14 protein-coding genes are annotated in these 19,080 nt (G+C 37.1%); 8 read left to right on the plus strand and 6 right to left on the minus strand.

Annotated elements, in window-relative coordinates; all coding sequences use genetic code 11:
* Positions 1-64 precede the first annotated feature (64 nt).
* Genes kdpC through kdpA form a run of 3 tightly spaced genes read right to left on the minus strand, consistent with a single transcriptional unit; the run spans position 65 to position 4,488 of the window.
* Positions 65-703 carry a K(+)-transporting ATPase subunit C gene (kdpC, locus tag ACQKOG_RS17515; protein WP_370081543.1) on the minus strand — a complete coding sequence of 213 codons (639 nt, stop codon included), beginning with the start codon at positions 701-703 and terminating at the stop codon, positions 65-67.
* A 10-nt stretch (positions 704-713) separates the two neighbouring features.
* Entirely contained in the window at positions 714-2,777 is a 2,064-nt protein-coding gene (gene kdpB, locus ACQKOG_RS17520) for a potassium-transporting ATPase subunit KdpB (protein ID WP_427447641.1), read from the minus strand.
* A gap of 16 nt (positions 2,778-2,793) precedes the next feature.
* The gene (kdpA, locus tag ACQKOG_RS17525) at positions 2,794-4,488 is read right to left on the minus strand and encodes a potassium-transporting ATPase subunit KdpA (RefSeq protein ID WP_370081539.1); all 1,695 of its coding nucleotides are present in this window, start codon (positions 4,486-4,488) and stop codon (positions 2,794-2,796) included.
* A gap of 373 nt (positions 4,489-4,861) precedes the next feature.
* On the opposite strand from kdpA, the gene ACQKOG_RS17530 reads away from it, so the two are divergent.
* From ACQKOG_RS17530 to ACQKOG_RS17550, 5 genes are all read left to right on the plus strand, one after another.
* Entirely contained in the window at positions 4,862-7,579 is a 2,718-nt protein-coding gene (locus ACQKOG_RS17530) for a DUF4118 domain-containing protein (protein ID WP_427447643.1), read from the plus strand.
* A gap of 156 nt (positions 7,580-7,735) precedes the next feature.
* Complete coding sequence (locus tag ACQKOG_RS17535) at positions 7,736-8,440, plus strand: response regulator transcription factor (RefSeq protein WP_370081535.1); 705 nt, start codon at positions 7,736-7,738, stop codon at positions 8,438-8,440.
* Positions 8,441-8,571: 131 nt separating this feature from the next.
* Positions 8,572-8,799 carry a FeoA family protein gene (locus tag ACQKOG_RS17540; protein WP_049663835.1) on the plus strand — a complete coding sequence of 76 codons (228 nt, stop codon included), beginning with the start codon at positions 8,572-8,574 and terminating at the stop codon, positions 8,797-8,799.
* Positions 8,796-10,775, plus strand: a complete 1,980-nt coding sequence (feoB, locus tag ACQKOG_RS17545; protein WP_427447646.1) for a ferrous iron transport protein B — start codon at positions 8,796-8,798, stop codon at positions 10,773-10,775. Before ACQKOG_RS17540 ends, feoB begins: the two co-directional genes overlap by 4 nt.
* A gap of 10 nt (positions 10,776-10,785) precedes the next feature.
* Positions 10,786-10,965 (plus strand): FeoB-associated Cys-rich membrane protein, encoded by a 180-nt coding sequence (locus ACQKOG_RS17550; RefSeq protein ID WP_370081531.1) that lies wholly within the window; start codon positions 10,786-10,788, stop codon positions 10,963-10,965.
* Between the two features lie 405 nt (positions 10,966-11,370).
* On the opposite strand, the gene ACQKOG_RS17555 is transcribed toward ACQKOG_RS17550, so the two are convergent.
* Positions 11,371-13,059, minus strand: a complete 1,689-nt coding sequence (locus ACQKOG_RS17555; RefSeq protein WP_427447648.1) for a methyl-accepting chemotaxis protein — start codon at positions 13,057-13,059, stop codon at positions 11,371-11,373.
* 369 nt (positions 13,060-13,428) lie between these two features.
* On the opposite strand from ACQKOG_RS17555, the gene vrrA reads away from it, so the two are divergent.
* A complete protein-coding gene (gene vrrA, locus ACQKOG_RS17560; protein ID WP_427447650.1) occupies positions 13,429-13,968 on the plus strand; it encodes a VrrA/YqfQ family protein in 540 nt (179 codons plus the stop codon).
* Between the two features lie 73 nt (positions 13,969-14,041).
* On the plus strand, positions 14,042-15,010 hold the full coding sequence (locus ACQKOG_RS17565) for a 4-hydroxy-3-methylbut-2-enyl diphosphate reductase (RefSeq protein ID WP_370081525.1): 969 nt from the start codon (positions 14,042-14,044) through the stop codon (positions 15,008-15,010).
* 194 nt (positions 15,011-15,204) lie between these two features.
* Here the strand turns inward: ACQKOG_RS17565 and ACQKOG_RS17570 are convergent, their stop codons facing one another.
* Positions 15,205-15,906, minus strand: a complete 702-nt coding sequence (locus ACQKOG_RS17570; RefSeq protein WP_370081523.1) for a response regulator — start codon at positions 15,904-15,906, stop codon at positions 15,205-15,207.
* Between the two features lie 220 nt (positions 15,907-16,126).
* Positions 16,127-17,707 carry an ATP-binding protein gene (locus ACQKOG_RS17575; protein WP_427447726.1) on the minus strand — a complete coding sequence of 527 codons (1,581 nt, stop codon included), beginning with the start codon at positions 17,705-17,707 and terminating at the stop codon, positions 16,127-16,129.
* A 112-nt stretch (positions 17,708-17,819) separates the two neighbouring features.
* Here ACQKOG_RS17575 and ACQKOG_RS17580 point away from each other — a divergent pair, with 112 nt between their 5' ends.
* Complete coding sequence (locus ACQKOG_RS17580) at positions 17,820-18,869, plus strand: TRAP transporter substrate-binding protein (protein WP_427447653.1); 1,050 nt, start codon at positions 17,820-17,822, stop codon at positions 18,867-18,869.
* Positions 18,870-19,080 lie beyond the last annotated feature (211 nt).

Here is a 19,080-nt window from a genome sequence, read left to right on the forward strand (position 1 = left end):
CCAATCAACTTATATACATGGTAAACTTATTAACAAATGTCATCCCTAACTTTTGGTGATGAACCTATTTCTCATCCATTTTTTTTATAATATCTAGATTGGCCATTAGGTAGTTTACCTTATTTTCTCCAAAAGTTCCCAACGTCCGTTTTTCCGTATTTGCTGCTATAATTTTTTCAATCTCATCCTTCGCAAGCCCACTTGCTTGGGCAATTCGATCGACTTGTAATTCTGCAGCCTTCACACTAATATGCGGATCCAAACCTGAGCCTGAAGCGGTCATTAAATCAGCGGGTATGTCTTGTCGTTTTACGGATGGGTTTGCTAGTAAAAACTTCTCGATATCTGCTTCTATCCGTTTCTTTAATTCTGGATTGGATGGTGCATAGTTAAACGTTCCAGAGCTAACACCACTATAGTTCACCTGGCCATTTTCGTCTGGTATCGTATCCTCTTTCGTATAGACATTATAATTAACAGAGGAGACACGCCCCCAGAAATATTCCGGTGCAGTAAAAGCTTGACCGATTAATTCTGAACCAACAGCTTCACCATCTGCTTCTATTAAACTACCATTTGCTTTATGATGAAATAACCCTTGAGCTAATGCAGTTACTGCAAATGGGTATATAAAACCACATAAAACGAACATTGTCATTGTGATTAAAAATGCTTGCTTTGAATTCTCAAAAAGTTTTCGCATGTCCTTCCTCCTATAACCCAAACGTATGGAATAGTGGTCCAACTAGTAAATCAATCAACTTAATGCCGATAAAAGGAGCGATAATTCCGCCTACGCCATAAACAAGTAAGTTTTTATTTAATAATTTTTCAGCACTCATCGGCTTATACTTAACACCCCTCATTGCAATAGGTATTAATAGTGGTATAATCACTGCGTTAAAAATTAAAGCAGAAATTATCGCACTTGATGGAGAATTGAGATGCATAATGTTTAATGTCCCCATCTCTGGTACTGCGACCATAAGCATAGCTGGAATAATTGCAAAATACTTTGCGATATCATTTGCAATACTGAACGTTGTTAACGCACCTCGAGTCATGAGCAACTGCTTCCCTATTTCTACAACTTCAATAATTTTAGTAGGATTTGAATCTAAATCGACCATGTTCGCAGCTTCCTTTGCTGCATTTGTTCCTGAATTCATGGCAAGACCTACGTTAGCTTGTGCTAATGCAGGGGCATCGTTCGTCCCGTCTCCAGTCATAGCTACTACTTTCCCTTGTGCCTGCTCATCTTTAATAACTTGAATTTTGTCTTCTGGCTTACTTTCTGCAATAAAACTGTCCACCCCTGCTTCCTTTGCAATAGCTGCTGCGGTTAATGGATTATCTCCTGTACACATGATCGTTTTAATACCCATTGCTCGAAGCTGATCAAAGCGTTCCTTAAGTCCGGCCTTTACGACATCCTTTAAGTAAATGACACCTAAAATTTTATCGTTTAACGCTACTACTAGTGGTGTTCCACCAACAGAAGATACTTGTTGAATCAGCTGTTCCAAATTTGTAGGAATGCTATGACCTGCTTTTAAGCTCTCTTTTTTTATCGTATCATAGGCTCCTTTTCGAATTTTTGTGCCATCCTTCATATCCATACCACTCATACGAGTCTGTGCGGTAAAGGGAATATGTTCACTTGACTTAATAATGTTTTCTTCATCGTTAGTATTCACCCCTAATTCACAAGCAAGTGACAAAATAGACTTTCCTTCCGGTGTATCATCTGTTAAAGAACTAAGCCATGCAGCTTGCATTAAATCTTTACTGTCCACCCCTTTTACTGGGAGAAATTCAGCTGCCATGCGATTTCCATAAGTGATAGTTCCAGTTTTATCCAAAATTAATGTATCTACATCTCCACATGCCTCTACGGCTCTTCCAGACATCGCAATAACATTAAACTGAGTAACTCTATCCATTCCTGCAATACCGATTGCCGACAATAATCCACCAATGGTTGTAGGAATTAAACAAACTGTAAGGGCAATTAATGTTGCGATAGAAATCGGTACATTTAAATAAGTTGTCATTGGATAGAGCGTCACAACAACTAATAAGAAAATAATCGTTAAGCTTACTAAAAGTGTATTGAGTGCTATCTCGTTTGGCGTTTTTTTACGACTGGCTCCTTCAATGAGCGTGATCATTTTGTCTAAAAATGATTCCCCAGGCATCGAAGTAATTTCGATCATCAGCCAATCACTCGTAACCGTCGTACCACCTGTAACTGATGAAAAGTCTCCACCCCGCTCCTTTACAACAGGGGCAGACTCACCTGTTATCGCCGATTCATCCACAGTAGCAATTCCCTCAATAACTTCTCCATCATTTGGAATAACCTCTCCTGCCTGAACTAAAACAATGTCACCCTTTTTTAATTCATGTGCCTGTTTAAGTATTTCAGAACCATCACTAAGTAAGACACGAGCCTGTGTAACTGTTTTAGTATTTTTTAACGTTTGAACTTGTGCCTTTCCTCGGCCTTCAGCAATCGACTCAGCAAAGTTTGCAAATAGAATGGTTACAAAAAGAATGACCGCGACGATCGCATTATACAATCGATCATGTTCTCCTCCTCCGCTACCAAACATATTCGGAAAGAGGGTTAATAACAGCACAAACATAAACCCAACTTCTACTACAAACATAACTGGATTTTTCAGCATATATAGTGGACTAAATTTCTTTAAAGCGTCTATAATCGAGCTTTTTAGCATATTGCCCGTAAGCAAACCTTTTCTTGCTGTTTCCATAGGTGTCTCTCCTTATTTATGAATAAAGTTGTAAATGCTCTGTAATTGGCCCGAGTGCTAATGCCGGTAAAAATGTAAGAGCACCAATCATTAAAACGATAGCAACAAGTAAAAATGTAAAAATAGTATTATCTGTTTTCAATGTTCCTACCGAGTCACTGTGAAACATTTTTTTCGCTAATAGAGACGCTATTGCGAGTTGAATAATGATCGTCAAATAACGTCCGAAGAACATGGCGAGCCCTGTCGTTACATTCCAAAATGTTGAGTTGTCAACTAATCCTTCAAAACCTGAGCCATTATTTGCTGAGGCAGACGCAAATTCATATAGTACTTGAGATAAACCATGTGCCCCTGGATTCGTTATGCCTGCTACACCTGCTGTTGTTGCAACTGCAAGCGCTGAAAATAATAGAATAATAGCAGGATGGATTAAAATACAAAGAGCAATTAGCTTCATTTCCTTCTCCTCAATTTTCTTGCCTAAAAACTGAGGTGTTCGACCAATCATCAAACAGGCGATAAAAATTGTTAGTAACACATACATCATCATGTTCATTAGGCCGACTCCCTTGCCTCCAAAGACAACATTTAGCATCATATTAAACATCGGTACAAGACCACCAAGCGGCGTTAATGTATCATGCATATTGTTGACAGACCCCGTTGTAAAAGCAGTGGTCACTGTCGTAAATAACGCTGATTGTGCCACCCCAAAGCGCATCTCTTTTCCTTCCATACTGCCAAGCTCCTGTGCAACTCCGAGCTCATTAATGATCGGATTACCCGCTCTCTCCGCAACATACACAGTTACCAATCCGACTAGGAATAGCGCACTCATTGCCACAAAAATGGCTAGCCCTTGCTTTCCAAAGATCGTTTTTCTTTTTCCATATGCAACCATTAAACTAAAGGCAACTACACAAGCACCTGGTAATAGCATCATAGATAGCATTTCCACAATATTAGAAATGACCGTTGGATTCTCAAAAGGTGTTGTTGAATTCGCCCCATTAAAGCCACCACCATTTGTTCCTACATGCTTGATAGATTCAAGAGAAGCTACAGGTCCAAGTGCAATATCTTGTAATTTACCTTCTATTGTTTGTACAGTTTTATTCGCACTCAAGGTTTGTGGTGTACCTTGAGATACTAAAATAATGGCCACAACAATAGATATAGGCATTAACACACGTGTGATAACACGCACAAAATCCACAAAGAAATTACCAATAGTGTCGGTTTTAGCAACAAGACGACGGCAGAACGCCATACAAGCCGCATAACCAGTAGCTGCAGATGTAAACATCATAAAGATAATGATTAGCATTTGTGATAAATAACTTAGTCCTGATTCGCCACTATAGTGCTGAAGATTTGTATTCGTCATAAATGAAATTATGGTATTAAATGAAAGTGTTGCTTCCATATTGTCAATCTCATTTGGGTTTAAAAACAACATAGCTTGAATTCGTAAAAGAACGTATCCAATAAACACCATAAAGGCGTTCGACAAAATTAATGAAAGTACATACTGTTTTCCCGTCATATCTATTTGCTTAATGCCACATAATTTATATATAACGGCATCAAATCTGTCCATTATTGGATCAAGCCATGTTTTTTGTTGCATTGTCACCCGAAATAAATAGTGACCAGTTAGAATAACGATTGGTAAAGAAATAATTAATACGATGGCGATTTGCCACATACCGCAATACCTCCTACAAGCCTATTAATAGTTTTCAGGATAAAGTAATGCATGCCCTAGATAACCGAAAAGGAATACAAGTACAATTCCCATAACAATCCACATTTTTTATTCCCCCCTTACTTTTCATCGACTAACTTGAAGCACCAAGCTGTTAATGCATATAGACTTGCAAAGCTTATGATGAGTAAGCCAATCATATAAAAGTCCATCAATCGAGCACCCTCCTTTATTTGGATGCTCTCATCATACTGACTTTCAAATTAATGTAGTGTTAGGAAATCGCTTTTCCTATTAAGAAACTATAAAGAGGGAAAATCTTAATACTTTCTTAATGGAAGATAACGCTATAATACAAATGAGGTGAAAGAGGATGGAAAATACACGTCCAACTCCAGAGACGTTTTTAGCGAGGCTTCAACAGGAAGAACAATTTGTAGGGAAGCTAAAGATCTTTCTTGGTTATGCTGCTGGAGTAGGTAAAACTTATGCAATGCTAGATGCAGCACATCAAGCAAAAAAACTTGGTAAAGATGTGGTAGTTGGCTTTGTAGAACCACATCCTCGTCCAGATACGTTAGCTTTACTCGAGGGACTTGAGCAAATCCCTACGAAAAAAATAATTTATAAAGGGAAACCTTTTCAGGAATTAGATATTGATGAAGTACTAAAGCGCAAACCGGAAATTGTCATTATTGATGAATTGGCACATAGCAATGTTCCAACGATGCGTCACAAGAAACGTTTTGGAGATGTAGAGGAATTACTTGCAAAGGGCATTCATGTCTATACAACCGTAAATATTCAACATATTGAAAGCCTACACGATATAGTAGAAGAAATAACCGGGATAAAAGTACGAGAGCGTATTCCAGATTATTTAATTGATCAAGCCGCACAAATAAAAATTGTCGATATTGAACCAGATGAGTTAATTCAACGCCTACAAGAAGGCAAAATTTATGTAAAACAACAAGCTGAAAAAGCGTTGCAATCTTTTTTTCGTAAACAAAATTTAGTATCACTTCGAGAAATTGCATTACGGAGAGCTGCAGATACGATTAACTATAAGCAGGTAAACAGCAACGAATCTATAAAGCATCATGTACAAATCGAAGAGCATTTACTTGTTGGTATTAGTAGCTCTCCTACGAATGCCAAGGTTATTCGAACTACTGCGAGACTAGCACAGGCATTACACGGGAAATTTACGGCTCTTTACGTTCAAAACGTACAGGAGCATGACAGGAGAAACGCAAATTCTGAACGACTTCAGCAACATATAAAGCTTGTTGAACAGCTTGGCGGCCATGTCGTAATTGTTCAGGAAGATGATGTAGCTGTTGCCCTTGCCAACTATGCACAAATTAGTGGTGTCACTAAATTAGTCATCGGTAGAACTAGCATGAGAAAAAAATGGTGGCGACCAAACACCAAAATTAGTGATCGACTCAATGAATTTGTGCCGAATTTAGCCATACATATAGTGCCAGATCAGGAAAACGAACAATTCTACTTCCCTACTGTAAAAAATAAGCTGTCATTTGAATGGCTTGACTTATTAAAAATGGCTGTAGTATTTGGCATAGTATCAGTTGTTGGGCTATATTTTTACACAATTGGTGTTAGCGACTCGAACATTATCACTATCTACATTTTAGGTGTTTTAATTCTTGCCATTTGGTCATCAGGATGGATGATGAGCATTATTAGCTCCATCATAGCAGTACTTCTTTTTAATTATTTTTTTACAGAACCGCGATTTTCATTTAACGCCTATCATCGTGACTATCCGATGACCTTTGTGATTATGTTCCTTTCAGGAGTGATTACAAGTAGCTTAACGAAAAAAATAAAGGAGCAAACCATTGTCGCTGTTCGTAAATCTTATCGAATGGAGGTGCTCCTTGATACAAATCGAAGACTTCAACATGCTAAGTCTATAGAAGAAATTATTACTGAAGGCATGTCACAAATCGTTAAATTAGTAGAAAAGCCAGTACAATTTTTTGAGATAGAAAATAACTTAATTGTGAACTCTATTTTTTTCCGTACCGAGAGCATATCTAGTATTGAAAATAAGAAGATAGCTTCCCAATTTGAGAATCCGAATGAGCATGGTGTAGTAAGCTGGGTTATCAATAATAAGCATGTAGCAGGCGTTTCCACTGATATATTTCCTGAAGTGAATGCCTACTATTTACCGGTTATTTCAAATGGGAGTGTTAAAGGTGTTATCGGTATTGCCCTGTCAAAGCAATCACCCTTACCTGCATTTGAGCGTAATATTTTGCATGCCATTATTAATGATTTTTCATTCGCACTTGATAAATGGTATTTACAAAAACTCAATGCAGAAGTAGCTAGAGAAGCTGAAATGGAACAAATGCGAGCAAACCTTTTGCGCGCCGTTTCTCATGATTTAAGAACACCACTAACTGCTATTTCCGGTAATGCAGATATATTACTATCTAATGCACCTTTAATTCGAGAGGATGAAAAAAGCAAAATATATGAGGATATTTATAAAAATTCAAAATGGCTTGTACAAATGGTTGAAAACTTACTTGCTGTGTCTAAGTTAGAAGATGGACAATTTGCTATAGAGATGCAATTGGAACTTGTAGAAGATATTATTCAAGAGGCACTAACACATGTCGTTCGCCTAAACAATACACATGAAATATCCTATCATATTGAACCAGAATTTTTATTTGCTGTAATGGATGCGCGACTGATTATTCAAGTTCTAATTAATATTATTGATAATGCATTGACCTATACACCGTCAGGCAGTGTTATTACTATAAATGTCAAAGAATCTGAACGTTTCGTACACTTTAGTATTTCTGATGATGGACCTGGCATTGATGATGCTATAAAAACCAGCCTTTTTGAGCCATTTACTACCGGAAAAGTACAGCGTAGCGATAGCCGAAGAGGCTTAGGATTAGGCTTGGCTCTATGTCAAACTATTTTAAAATTACATGGTAGTGAAATAACAGTTTCGGATAATAAACCAAAAGGAACGATTTTTAATTTTTCACTAAAAAAAAGCCCTTTACCAAAAGTTAGAGATAACATTTATTAAAACGTTCGTATAAGTTGATTGGAATAGAAGCCGGGTGACTTCTTGGAGATCAGTGTCAAAGAGTAGATCCTGAACGGTGCCCCAGGTAAGCACAGATCGGCACGAAAATCAGCCACATGTTTATGGTGATGAGCTAAAAAGGAGTAATGAAATTCGATGAATAAACGAATTCTAGTAGTAGAAGATGATATAGCCATTGGCAATTTAATTAAAATGACATTAGCTACTCAGCAGTATGAATTTGACATTGCACGAGATGGTCATAGTGCTTTACAAAAGGCTCTTGCTATGAATCCAGACGTGATTATTTTGGATTTAGGACTACCCGACATAGACGGGGTAGAGCTTATAACGAAAATTAGAAGCTGGACTCAAACACCTATTATCGTAGTTAGTGCACGCGGCGAAGAGCACGATAAAATCAATGCTTTAGATGCCGGTGCAGACGATTATGTTACAAAGCCTTTCAGTGTTGAAGAGCTATTAGCCCGAATTCGAGTAGCTTTGAGAAGAATGTCATTTGAGCATCAGCTAGAAAGTGAACCCTCTGTCTTTGTAAATGGTCATTTACAAATAAACTACGCGGCAAATACAGTGTTTGTAAATGACAAAGAAGTACATTTGACGCCTATTGAATATAAGCTCTTGGTTATTTTATCAAAGCATGTCGGCAAAGTTTTAACGCATAATTTTATTTTAAAGGAAGTTTGGCATAATGCACTTCAATCGGATGTTCCAAGTCTAAGAGTTTTTATGGCTACTCTTCGAAAGAAAATAGAGGATAATCCAGCTAACCCAAAGTTCATCCAGACACATGTCCGCGTTGGTTACAGAATGCTTCGTTGTCACGATGAAGAATAATGTTTAATCTTACTTTAACTTTGCTATTCCAATATTACTTTCTACAGTAAACTTAATATTGATACACTAGATAAAAAATGATAAGATTTTTTTGATAATGATTATCACTCACAAGAAAGTAGGTAGATCTTATGAACCTTCACGCGGTTCAATTGGGGGAAAAAGTTAAAGTGAAAGATCTACAGCAAATTGACTCTCTTTTATGTAAACGATTAAATGCTTTTGGTATAAAAGAAGGCTGTCAAGTTTGTATGGTCCAAAAAGGATGGTTTTCTGGAGCTTGTATATTGGAATGTCAAGGACAAAAAATCGGGCTTAGAAAAAAAGATTTAATGGATATAAAGGTCGAACAAGTATGAGTAGATTAGCTTTAATAGGAAACCCTAATATCGGTAAAACATCATTGTTCAATACGTTGACAAATTCATATGAATACGTTGGCAATTGGAGTGGTGTAACCGTTGAAAAAAAAGTAGGACAAGTAAAAAAACTACAAAAAGAAATTATTGATTTACCTGGTGTATATACGCTTAATCCGATTTCAAGAGATGAAAGTGTTGTTACTTCATTTTTACTTGAAGATCAGGTAGATGGAATTTTAAATATTATCGATGCTTCTAATTTTGAACGAAATATGCAATTAACAGTAGATATACTTGAACTTAGAAAGCCTGTTTTCATCTGTTTAAATATGATTGACGTAGCGAAAAAGAAAGGCATTTCAATTGATGTCGAAAAATTACAGAGTTCTTTAGGAGTACCTGTTATTCCAATAAGCGCTCGTACTGGTAAAGGTGTCGAAGGTATTTATACTGCTATTCAGGCCTCCGATCGTACTCAACAACGTTTTACATTAACCTATGATGACTTAATTGAAGAAGGCATCTCAAAAATTGAAGCATTGTTACAGCATGTTCCTGAAGAACAAAGAAGATGGTGTACGATTCAATTTTTAATAGGAAATGAAGCCGTTGACGCTTATTTGAAAGAAAAGGAATACTTTGAAAAGCTAGATGCAATGCGCGATGCTTTAGAAAAGCAAATTGGTGAACCATTAAATAAAGCTATTGCTAAAAAACGTGATTTATATATTTCTAACATCAACAGCAAAGTAATTATACAAGAGAAAAGTGAAACACAATGGTCAGAGAAAGTTGATAAAATTCTAACACATCCAATTTTGGGTGTTCCGATTTTCTTAGCGCTTATGTTTTTAATGTTTCAAGCAACGTTTGCATGGATCGGTACCCCACTTTCTGATTTCCTGGATGGCATTGTAGGAGGCTCTCTTACAGATGCTGTTACTCAGGGCTTAGAAGCTATTGGTGCAGCTCCTTTTATTGTTCATTTAATATGTGATGGGATCATTGCGGGTGTTGGCGGTGTTTTAGTTTTCATTCCACAAATCTTTGTACTATTTTTCTTTATTTCACTATTAGAAGATTCAGGTTATATGGCGAGAATTGCCGTTGTCATGGATCGCCTTATGGAATTTTTCGGTTTAAACGGCAAAGCGTTTATTCCGATGATTGTAAGCTTTGGATGTAATGTTCCAGGTGTAATGGCGGCGAGAACAATTGAACAGCCGAAAGAACGATTATTAACAATTCTTGTTGCGCCGTTTATGAGCTGCTCAGCAAGGTTACCTGTATATGCTTTGTTCGGTGCAGCATTCTTTACTCAACATCAATCGTTAGTGGTATTCTCCCTATATGTAATGGGTATAGTGGTAGCGCTTATTGTGACAAAAATATTATCAATGACGATTTTGAAAAATGAAACTTCAGTTTTTATTGTTGAATTACCAGCCTATCATGTACCACAGCTTAAAACACTTTGGCGTTCTACTTGGGAAAAAGGAAAAGGATTTTTCCGCAAAGCTGGTACTATTATCTTTGCCGGCTCCGTTATTATTTGGCTTCTTTCTTATTTAGGACCACATGGCGCTAATGACAATATGGATGACAGCTTTTTAGCAATGATCGGTGGCGCTTTTGGTGTGTTGTTTATCCCACTAGGCTTTGGAACATGGCAAGCCGGTGCATCCCTTATTGCTGGATTCCTGGCAAAAGAAGTAATTGTTTCAACAATGGCGATTATTTATAGCGTAAGTGAAGGTGTCTTATCCTCTACAATGACAACTCATTTTACTGCTTTAAGTGCTTATACATTCTTGGCCTTTGTTTTACTTTATATGCCTTGTTTAGCCACAGTAGGCGCAATAAAAAGGGAAACACAGTCTGTGAAATGGACTTTATTTGCAACCATTTATCCATTTGTTGTAGCTTATCTTATTGCACTTATGATTTATGGCATTGGGAATTTATTCATGTGAGGTGTAAAGAATGAGTTTATTGATTAATATCTTAATCGGTTGTATTATTTTTGGCTATGCTGGTATTACTTTATATAAGAGCATTAAGAAGCAGAAGAAGGGCAAATGCGCATCATGCTCATTACAGAAAAGTTGTTCTTCTAACACTTGCGTCCCCCCTTCTCAACTGAAAGATTTTACTACTAAATAAATAGAGCGAGGTATTTCCAAACTGTTAATTCGTTGGAAATTATCTCGCTTTTTTTTGCACTTTTATACATGGAGGGTAGGAATTTTGAAATGACATTTTGCTAAAACGTATACCATTGGATAAGTTGATTGGAGTGGAGATTGGGCGACTCCTTGGGGATTAGCGATTCAGAGGAACGAAGGCTAAAACCATCACGTCCTGTGATAACGCCTTCGTGACCAACATCGTGTTGGCCCGAGACCCTGCAGCGCAGCGAAGCGGCTCATCGGACGCCCCCAGGAAGCCTTTGCTCTGTGCGAAAGCGAAGCGTCAGCAATTGTTTTATCTGTGCGAAAGCGTAGCGACAGCAACAACAAAGCGCCCAGTCGAAACGGAAATCAACCACTCGCTTTGCTGATAAGCCTCTTAAATTTTAAATTTATTGATTTCTTCCTTCACAGTCACCGCTTCTTCACTTAATGCCTTAGCAACAGTATTTATTTCTTGAATGGTCGCAACTTGCTCTTCTATTGTCGATGCTATTGTTTCAGATTGCTGTGCAGCATGCTTGGAAGAAGAGGACATTTCATTGACCGATGCTGCCACTTCTTCAGTACTTGCAGAAATTTGTTGCGTAGAAGCAGATACATTCTCGATTTGAGATGTCATTTCACCAATCGCTTTTAAAATTCCATCGAAGGCATTTTGGGCATTCTGAATAAATGTGACACCTTCATCTACATTCAATACTGTTACATTTACGGCCTTTTCTACTTCTTTCGTTTCTTGCTGAATAAGTGCTATTACATCCACTATTTGATTGGCAGAAGCTTTGGATTCCTCAGCTAATTTGCGCACTTCATCTGCCACGACTGCGAAGCCTTTACCATGCTCTCCCGCACGAGCGGCCTCAATCGCAGCATTTAAAGCTAAAAGATTTGTTTGCTCAGTAATGTCAGTAATTACTTTCGTAATATGAACGATTTCAGCTGATTGCGTGCTTAGCTTCTTAATACGTTCATTTGTTGTATTTGAAGATTGTTGGATAATTGACATTTGGTTTTCTGCAATATACAACGTTTTTTCACCATCATTTGCAATAGATTGTGTGTCTACTGCTTTAGAATGAAGCATTTGAGTAGCCTCAGCAATACGTTGAACACCTTGAGCAGTTTCATCCATTGCTATCGAACTTTCACGACCTGTAACAGCTGCTTGATTATCACTAATCGCCATTCTCTCTACAAGGTTTGCAATATCATGAGAGGAATTTGAAATTTCTTCTGTACTTGCTGCTAGTTCTTCAGCAGCTGATGATGTATGCTCAACATTTGCCGTCATGCTATGTATTAGTGAATGTAAATTAGACTTCATCAAATTAAAAGAATCAGCCAAATCTTTAATTTCATCCTTCGTTCTAACTTCGATATCCTTTTGACATAAATCTCCTTTAGCAATTACCCTTGCTGCAGAAGTTAGCTTATTTACAGGAACAACGATGGAACGTACAAATATAATTCCAACTACTACACAAATCATTAAAATAATACAGAACATCCATAAGAACCATTGTTTATTATCATCAATAAGCTTTTCAACATGTGCTAAAGAATTTTGCATGTCTGTAATGTTTTCTTGTTGAAACAAATCTACTTTGTCATTAATCTCAACTGAAGTAGTATCAAATTCAAGCATCAGTTTATTCCCTTGCTCAGGCCCGCCTTGAATATAACTATGAGCCATTTTCTGACCAGTACTATAATACTCATCAAACGCTACTTTAATCGCATCTAATCTTTCCTGGTCTTCCTGATGCATTTTTTTCACTTGTTCCAAATCTTTATTAAAGATTTTACTATATTTTTCTGCTTGCTCAAATCCATCATCTAAATTATCGAGTGCTCTTGTGGCACTAATATCAGTCAAATACTGCTGAACCTGTACAACTGCTAACTTCATCTCATCTGCTAATAACGTCGTTTGAAGTGTTTTTTCTTTCATCAAATGTACTTGCTCCAGTTGGGATTTAGCATTTTGTTGCTGAAAAATTCCCATAACTAAAACTAATACTACGATTAGGCCAAACGACACTATACTTCTTACTTTAATTGACACAAAATACCTCCTATTTTTAACCTCTGCTATTTTAGTCTAGTAAAAATATTTTAACAATTTTTTACATTAATGTAACATATTTCCAGAACTAACTTTAAAATCATCTTTTTCTAACTTAATGATTTACCAACAAAACATTATACCTTTCTTATCGACTGGAATAGAGAAAAAAGTGTGTAGTTTTTAAGAATTTTTTACCACTTACTGTCTACATCTATAATAAGTAAACCTTACTGATATAGTGAGATACATTTATAATCGCCCTAGTTATTTATTTTGTGCGTGTCGAACGCTAACTTACCCTTCTGCATATCATATTTATAATCAGGTATGTCATCAATGTCAAATCACTATCGAAAGGAGATCGTTATGGTATTTAGACCACAGTTCCCGATGTATCCTGGTGGCATGAGAATGCCCATGCAAATGCCAATGCAACAAATGCCGATGCAAATGCCGATGCAAATGCCAACACCTCCACAAATGTCACCGCAGTCCTTTTTCCCGCCTGGAGGCTTCCCGAATCAACCACGAATTCCCGGTGGCTTTCCTATGTCTAGTGGAATAGGAGCATTTGGAGGACAAATGCCAATGCAGGAACCTTCAAAAATCGGTTCATTTTTGCAGCAAGCGAATAGCTTATTTAACTCAGCGAAAACATATACACCTTACATTCAGCAAGCAATGCCGATGGTAAAAAATATTCCGTCACTTTTAAAATTGTATAAAGGATTTCAAGGTCTTCCTGCTGCAGGAGCTGCCGCAGGGGCTGGAGCAGTAGCTGCTGAAGCAGCGGCTAGTGCAGGAGCAGGTTCAACTAAAAGTCGAAAAGCGTCTCGACAAAATGGATCATTTACTCCTGCTGAACCACTTCCATCTAAGCCCCGTATATTCCAGCCGCCTATGTAGATGAAGGTTTCTTTGTATTCGCCGTCCCTGTCCGTTATAATGTAGGTAGGTAAGCTTGAAAGGAGTCACAACCATGCAAGTATTAAAAGTTAATCCACGTGGCTATTGCTACGGTGTTGTTGATGCGATGGTCATCGCTCGAAACGCCGCACTCGATAAAACATTACCAAGACCTATCTACATTTTAGGTATGATTGTGCATAATAAACATGTCACGGATGCCTTTGAAGCAGATGGCATCATCACATTAGATGGCGAGAATCGTTTAGAAATTATTGAACAAGTTGAAACTGGCACTGTTATTTTCACAGCACATGGTGTTTCACCTGAAATTCGTGAAATTGCGAAGCGAAAAGGCTTAGTATCCATTGATGCTACATGTCCTGACGTAACAGTTACGCACGATTTAATTCGTGAAAAATCAGCAAATGGCTATGATATTATATATATCGGTAAAAAAGGCCATCCCGAGCCAGAGGGAGCAATTGGGGTTGCACCAGATCATGTACATTTAGTGCAATCATCCACGGATATTGATGCATTAAATTTAACGAATGATAAATTACTAGTAACAAATCAAACGACGATGAGTCAATGGGATGTCGCTCATTTAATGGATAGTTTAAAAGAGAAATTCCCACATATTGAAGTGCATAAGGAAATTTGTTTGGCAACCCAGGTCCGCCAAGAGGCAGTTGCACAGCAAGCTGGGGAGGCAGATTTACTTATTGTTGTTGGTGACCCAAAATCCAATAACTCGAATCGTTTAACACAGGTTTCTGTTGAAATAGCAGGGACGCCATCTTATCGAATTGCAGACGTTTCTGAGCTTAAAGTTGAATGGTTAAAAGGAATTAATTCTGTCGCTGTTACAGCAGGTGCTTCTACGCCAACACCAATTGTAAAAGAGGTTATTTCATTCCTTGATCATTTCGATGAAAATGATGAATCAACACATATCATTGAGCGTACAGTTACATTAGATAAAATTTTACCTAAAATTAAAACGCCAAAGCCTGTTGATAAAATTATGCCTTACTAAGAACAAATGCGCTAAAGCTTTGGAGAGCCCGAAGCAAAAGTAAACGCTCCACCACTTTTGCACGAGGGATCGAAGCGACCTCGAGGATGTAGCGCTTTAGCTTAGACGATAACTATGACTTTGGTTATCCACAACTTAAAAATCTATAGTAGTAAAAAATCCTGATTGTCTATTTTGACAATCAGGATTTCTCATTATTTACTAAAATAATAATTGACTGGACGACCAATGCCACCATAATGCACATCCATCGTAATTTCCTCTTGCTTCTCTAAATAATCTAAGTATCTTCTTGCTGTTACACGCGCAATACCTACACCACTGGCTACTTCCTCTGCTGATGCTCCTTCTACAGATTGCAAATAGTGCACAACTTTCTCTAGTGTTGCACGATTAAACCCTTTAGGTAAACTTTTTTCTGACCGTAAGACATTGGATTGCTGAACCTCATTATCCCCTCCATGATAATGGAATAACTGATCAAGCTCTCCTTGTGTTAATTCACGCTCTGTTTGCATTTGCTTTTTGAAGCGCAAATAATTTTCAAGCGTTCCTTGCACTCGTTCAAATGAAAAAGGTTTCATAATATAATCAAAGACGCCAAGATGCAGGACCTGTTTTACAGTTTCCATATCATTAGCAGCGGTTACCGTAATGACATCTACCGGTAACTTGAGTTCACGAATTTTCCGTAAACTTGTCACTCCATCCTGCTCTGGCATAAAAATATCCATAAATACTAAATCTGGTTTCAGTTTTTGAATTTGAGCAATCCCTTCAACTCCATTTGAGGCTTGTCCAATTACTTCAAATCCAGCTATCTTTTCAATAAATTGGCGATTAACCTCTCGCACCATTGGATCGTCCTCTATTAATAAAACCTTTGTTTGTGTCACTGTTAGTCCTCCATACACTCTGTTCTATCTCTATATGTGCAAATTTTCACTTAAGGAAGATATCTACGAGAGCGCCACACTGTTCCCATAGAATTTCTCGCTTCTATTTCAACTATTCATATTGCATTACTCATAGGATTGATTTTCATGACAACCAAGCGCTTTCTTAGGGATGTCAAATGAACCCCAAAGAGTCGCCCAGCATTTGATGATGGGCCTATTAAGTATGGTAAAAAGTTATTAAAAAGCTTGTCCCTTTATTCGGTTCACTTATGACTTCGATTTCTCCCTTTCCTTTTTGTACAATTTCTTTTATTAAAAAAAGTCCAATGCCTCGACCTTTTTTCTCTTTTGTCGAATAGCCATTATCAAAAATATGTGCCTTGACTTCATTTGTCATGCCTTTACCATTATCCGTTACTAATATTGCCAGAACATCCTCATCTTCATCAACAGAAACATGGATTATTTTTTCTTCAATTTGTACATCCCTTAATGCATCAAAAGCATTTTCAATTAAGTTACCAAATAAAATAACGAAATCATGATGATCTAAATTGTTAGGAAATGTTGTCAAACGGCTTTCTCTGTCAATCTCCAGTAGAATTCCTTGTTCTTTTGCATAGGAGATTTTACTAAGCAATAGCCCAGAAATATTTTCATTTTTAATCCGTTCATTTAGAAAGTTTGTAATTTCATCGTGTTCTTCTTTTACTTGTGTTAAGTAAGAAAGTGCTTGTTCATGATGTCCAAGTTGTAAAAGACCAGCAATTGTGTGCAATTTATTTTTATGCTCATGTGTTTGTACGCGTAATGCTTGTACAAATGCCTTAACACCCGTTAATTCCTCTGCAAGCTTTTTCACTTCTGTACGATCCTTAAACATGGCCACAGCTCCAACCGTTTTTCCATTAACTTGTATAGGAATACGATTACTCATAATATTGTTATCATTAATATAGAGCTCACGATTAAAAATGGGTTGATCTAGCTCCAAAATTTCAGGTAATCGTGTATCAGGTAAAACGTCAAAAATTTTCTTCCCTATTAATGTTGAAGGCTTTTTGTGAACCCCCAATATGTCACACGCTTTTTCATTAAATATTGTGATTGTCAAATCATTATCAATGGCAATAATTCCTTCATGCATCGCGTTAAATGTTTCCGTTCGTTCTACATACATTTTAGCAATTTCGTGGGGCTCTAACCCAAACATTTGCTTTTTCATATGAAGCCCTAATGTATGAGCCCCCCATGCACTAAAGAAAAGAGATAATAAAATAGTAATCATTAATTCTGTTTGAATAGATTGTAGCAACTCTGCCACAGTTAAAACACTATAGCCCACTACTACTACGCCTATTTGTTTACCTTCTTTACTCATGATTGGGACGAATGCTCGTACCATATCTCCATGGTCACCATGTGCGATGGATGTATAATAATGCTCAGAAAACGCAGCGTTTAGATCTCCTGACTCCGAGATTTGCCCAATCTCCTCTGTATTTGGATGTGAGTACTTGCGCCTTTGCATATCCAGTACAACAATATACTGTGCGCCATTTATATCACGTATTTCCTCCACTACAGGATTTATGTGTTTGGTAGCCTCGTTAAAATTATTATTTGATATGTAAGTTTTCAGCTCGGGAAGCTGTGATACTGTTTTTGCCACAAGTAAAGCCTGATCTCCAAGCTTATCCTTTTGCACAGTCATGACGAACCCTAGCAAAAATGTTCCACCTATACTAAAGGAGAGCATGAGAATAAAAAAAGTCAGAGACATAATTTTTCTCTTCATCGATATTTTTTGAAATTTCAAGATGTACGCCTCCCTCTTACTATATTTTAACTTACTCCATATGTTAGAATAACAAAAACATCAGAAAATACGAATAAATTAGGTGTAATAGATGAAAAAATTTATTATTGGAACAATAGCAACTGTTTTATTGTTAACGATAGCGTTTGGTGTTCAACAAGGCTTACTATTCGCAAAGCCTCTTCCCTATGACGATGAGCAAAAAGGTTTGAATACGCAAATTACGATTCATTTAAGTCATGTTGTTGCTGAGAATACGCCAAAAGGACAGGCGGCAAGTAAATTCGCCGAGCTTGTAGAGGAAAAAACAAATGGCAAAGTGAAGGTACACGTCTACCCAAACTCCTCCTTGTTTAATGATGAAAACGAGTTTCAGGCTTTGCAAAATGGACAAGTAGAAATGATTATCCCTACTTTCTCAAAGATGACATCCTATATACCAAATTGGCAGGTTCTTGATTTACCTTACCTTTTTAATACGGATGATGAAGTGCATGAGGTACTTACAGGTTCGATTGGTGAACAATTGTTAAATGAGCTTAAGCCTTTTCATATAAAAGGACTAGGCTTTTGGCATAATGGCTTTAAACATTTAACCTCTGTCGATCACCCTATTCATACTTTTGAAGATTTAAAAGGCTTACGTGTTCGTACAATGCCAAGTAAAACCCTTGAAAAGCAATTCGAGGCTGTTGGAGCTACACCAATCCCAACTCCATTCAGCGAGGTTTTTACTGATTTAGAATCGAATGCCATCGATGCTCAAGAAAACACAGCGTCAAATATTTATTCTAAAGGTTTCTATAAAGTGCAGAAACATATGACATTAACTAAGCATGGCATTTTAGGCTACGCCGTTTTAATGAACGACAAGTTTTGGAAATCTCTACCTTCGGAAATCCAAAAACAGATTATGGAGGCTATGAAAGAAACAACAGATTGGCAATTTGAACAAGCTGTAGAAATGAACGAAGAAAATTTGCAAAAACTTAAGCAGCAAGATAACTTTGAAATCTATACGATGAGTAATAAGGAACGCCAACGCTTTAAGGAAAAACTAGCGCCTGTTTATGATTTTTATAGAAACAATGTACAAGAAAACGATGTTTTATCGGAAATTGAAAAAATTGTGTCTCCTTAAAGTATTTCATCACTGCGGGAACAATACTTTTGTTCATTAATGATAAAATCCTCACTAGAGTGGGGATTTTTTTCTTGTGTATTATAATAGATTCCAAAATTACAAAACTACTATAAAACAGCCACGAACCCTTGATATCACTAGTTTTATTGATTTCCCAACGAAAATGAACAAAATGAACAATAGAAACTTTACGGTCATAAAAACTATT

Origin of the sequence: Lysinibacillus sp. NPDC093216 (assembly GCF_050280325.1) — a bacterium.
Classification (GTDB): Bacteria; Bacillota; Bacilli; order Bacillales_A; family Planococcaceae; genus Lysinibacillus.

Excerpts from the sequence above, each read along its gene's own strand:
- kdpC (WP_370081543.1), bottom strand. The coding sequence starts at position 703 with ATGCGAAAACTTTTTGAGAATTCAAAGCAAGCATTTTTAATCACAATG.
- ACQKOG_RS17535 (WP_370081535.1), top strand. The coding sequence starts at position 7,736 with ATGAATAAACGAATTCTAGTAGTAGAAGATGATATAGCCATTGGCAAT.
- vrrA (WP_427447650.1), top strand. The coding sequence starts at position 13,429 with ATGGTATTTAGACCACAGTTCCCGATGTATCCTGGTGGCATGAGAATG.
- ACQKOG_RS17575 (WP_427447726.1), bottom strand. The coding sequence starts at position 17,707 with ATGAAGAGAAAAATTATGTCTCTGACTTTTTTTATTCTCATGCTCTCC.
- kdpA (WP_370081539.1), bottom strand. The coding sequence starts at position 4,488 with ATGTGGCAAATCGCCATCGTATTAATTATTTCTTTACCAATCGTTATT.
- kdpB (WP_427447641.1), bottom strand. The coding sequence starts at position 2,777 with ATGGAAACAGCAAGAAAAGGTTTGCTTACGGGCAATATGCTAAAAAGC.
- ACQKOG_RS17530 (WP_427447643.1), top strand. The coding sequence starts at position 4,862 with ATGGAAAATACACGTCCAACTCCAGAGACGTTTTTAGCGAGGCTTCAA.
- ACQKOG_RS17565 (WP_370081525.1), top strand. The coding sequence starts at position 14,042 with ATGCAAGTATTAAAAGTTAATCCACGTGGCTATTGCTACGGTGTTGTT.
- ACQKOG_RS17550 (WP_370081531.1), top strand. The coding sequence starts at position 10,786 with ATGAGTTTATTGATTAATATCTTAATCGGTTGTATTATTTTTGGCTAT.
- ACQKOG_RS17580 (WP_427447653.1), top strand. The coding sequence starts at position 17,820 with ATGAAAAAATTTATTATTGGAACAATAGCAACTGTTTTATTGTTAACG.
- ACQKOG_RS17540 (WP_049663835.1), top strand. The coding sequence starts at position 8,572 with ATGAACCTTCACGCGGTTCAATTGGGGGAAAAAGTTAAAGTGAAAGAT.
- feoB (WP_427447646.1), top strand. The coding sequence starts at position 8,796 with ATGAGTAGATTAGCTTTAATAGGAAACCCTAATATCGGTAAAACATCA.